The organism is Oleiphilus sp. HI0117, assembly GCF_001635235.1.
The window spans coordinates 1-2,208 of record NZ_LWGA01001038.1 but is presented as its reverse complement, the minus strand read 5'-3'; the positions used below and the strand labels follow the sequence as shown (position 1 = coordinate 2,208).

1 protein-coding gene and 1 pseudogene are annotated in these 2,208 nt (G+C 44.5%); both read right to left on the bottom strand.

All coding sequences use genetic code 11. The features are described 5' to 3' along the window. A partial coding sequence (locus tag A3757_RS18635) for a homoserine O-acetyltransferase (RefSeq protein WP_068740070.1) occupies positions 1–1,145 on the bottom strand: 1,145 nt, incomplete at its 3' end. Between the two features lie 58 nt (positions 1,146–1,203). Beyond that, positions 1,204–2,208: pseudogene (locus A3757_RS18630) on the bottom strand (hypothetical protein); the annotation flags it as partial.

Below are 2,208 nucleotides of genomic sequence, written 5' to 3'. Positions count from 1 at the left end.
TAAGCTGAGAAGATAGCCATATAGCGCTCCGTTGGAATTAAAAACGCATCATGTCCATATTCTGAGTCTACCTCTGCATAACAGACACGTTTACCTGCTTTAGTCATAGCTTCAACCAAACGCTCTGAACGCTCGGGAGAAAAGCGCCAGTCTGTACTAAAGGAAACAACAAAATAGCCACACTGGGCTTTGCCTAGTGCTTTCTCAAGAGAACCTTCTGTTTTTTCAGCCGGGTCAAAGTAATCCAAAGCCCGTGTCATTAATAAATAAGTATTGGCATCAAAGGTTTTTGAGAAGCGCTCACCTTGATAGTTTAGGTAGCTCTCGACTTCAAACTCAACATCATAGCCAAAGTTGAAGGCTTCTTCCTTTAGATCCCTACCAAACTTTTCACCCATTGAGGCGTCAGACAGATAGGTCACATGACCAATCATACGAGCGAGCATCAAGCCTTTCGACGGTATGGTATCTTGGCTGTAATAGTGACCTTGATGAAAATCGGGGTCAGAGGTAATCGCTTTACGAGAGATTTCATTAAAAGCAATATTTTGAGCAGTCAGCTTAGGTGTTGAGGCAATAACCACCGCATGTTTCAAACGCTCGGGATAATTGAGCGACCACGCCAAAGCCTGCATACCGCCTAGACTCCCACCGACCACCGCAGCCCAAACGTCAATGTCTAAACGGTCAGCCAAGCGAGCTTGACTTTCGACCCAATCGTCAACAGTAATAATAGGAAAGTCTGGGCCATAGAGCTCACCGGTTTCAGGGTTGATAGTGTTTGGCCCGGTACTACCACTGCAGCCACCCAGGTTATTCAGGCTCACCACAAAAAAGCGATTGGTATCTATTGGCTTATCTGGGCCTATACACGAGTCCCACCAGCCAGGCTTCTTATCAGATTCCGAATGAAAACCCGCGGCATGATGATCGCCGCTCAAGGCATGGCAGATCAATATTGCGTTAGTTCTGTTTTCGTTCAGCTCGCCGTAAGTTTCATAGACAAGCTCATATTGTTGCAGCGTCTTGCCACTGATCAGATTTAGCGCTTGGTCAAAATGTGCAACTTTCGGCTCAACGATACCTACAGAGTGCATCGCTTGCGCGTTAGAAGTGTTTGGTGAGGAACTGGCAGTTTCAGGCATGCGTTGGATTAGGGCTCTTTATGATGCGTATCAAGAAAAGCGGAGTGTAAACGGCCCTCTAGCGAATGGCAATATCCTGAATACTAATCACATTGCTTGGCGGCGGTGTACTCAGGCTCTGATGTATTTGCTCAACTTCGCTAATTTGCTGATGCGTTCTATCGATCAGTTCTTTCAATTTAGCCTGCTGAACCTTTTTGTCCTTACTCGAACTCGCTAAATTCCTTAAGTGGCTCACACGCTCTTCGAGCATGGTTTTTTGCTCATGAGTATATTGAATAAGCGGTAATAAAGCCTCTTCTGGCCACTGCTTGGCTTGTTTAATAATTTGCAGCTGGATCAGACGCATCTCTGCAGCAAAGGTATTAAAAAAGTGATTTATCAGCACCGATTGTTCCGTCATAAACATTTTAGGTCGTCGACAGAACTTCACCAACTTTGCTTTCAAAGCCTCTAGCGCTTTGCGCTGCTCACCAATTGTAAACTTTCTTGGTTTAAGGTACTTGGCATGAACGTCCGACTTGAAGCGCTTATAAATTGCATGAACCATTTTGTCGGCAATTTTTGCTTCACTCTCGACATTATCGAGTTCTTTATCCATCTTATCGAAAAATTTATTCATCGAGTGAACCAAGCCAACGGTGCTCCAACAATCTTGCATATCACGCTTGGTATGTTTGAGCACTTCTTTCAAGCGCTCTTCACTAACCAATTGCTGCAATACTTCTCCTTGCGACTCCATCAAACGTCGACTAGAGCGTAAAGTGATCAGTTTGCGGTGATAGATATCGTGCTCGGTGTGCGTTTCTTTGGCTAGATTCTGCAACATTTCGGGGCTTAGTACTTCTCTTTCTAGCCCTTCGTGACGCTCGTATAAGTTAGCCAAACGGTCATTCAAAACTGATTGCGAGCCATGCAGCATCTTTTGCAAATCTCGCAGAAGATCTTTGTAAATCGTTGACTCACGCTCGGCAATAATTCGCTTGGAAATTAGCTTCTCCAATTTAGGAAAAGCACTTTTTTGCAATAATGAATGGTCTTTTCTGATTTTAGCAATCAAACC